This window comes from Pseudoxanthomonas mexicana (genome assembly GCF_001556105.1).
Classification (GTDB): Bacteria; Pseudomonadota; Gammaproteobacteria; order Xanthomonadales; family Xanthomonadaceae; genus Pseudoxanthomonas_A; species Pseudoxanthomonas_A mexicana_A.
In genome coordinates, this window is the sequence record NZ_LSIF01000091.1 from 1 (window position 1) to 385 (window position 385).

The 385-nt window shown below is 67.5% G+C and carries 1 pseudogene; it reads left to right on the forward strand.

Annotated elements, in window-relative coordinates:
* A pseudogene (locus AX730_RS19210) lies at positions 1-385 on the forward strand (hypothetical protein); the annotation flags it as partial.

The window sequence follows — 385 nt, forward strand, 5'->3', positions numbered from 1 at the left end:
GGCCACAGCGAGTTCATCGGCACCGGTGGCAGCCTGTACTACCTGCGGCACACCGGCGTGCTGCCGGGTTCGGACGTGGTGACGCTGGAGATCCGGGACCTGACCACGGGTCGCGTCGAAAACCGCGTGGTCCTCCAGCGCGGCACCGACTATGAGATCGACGAGTTGCAGGGCCGCGTGCTGCTGACCCGGCCGCTGGCGCAGATTACCCGCGAGAACACCCCCACGCTGACGCGCGACATGCCGCTGGACGGCTTCGAGCAGCGCCTGCTGGTGGATTACGAATGGGTGCCATCGGGTTTCGATCCCGACGATGTCACGGCCGGTTTCCGCGGCAAGCACTGGTTCGGCGATCACGTCGGGGTGGGCGCCACCTACGTGCAGG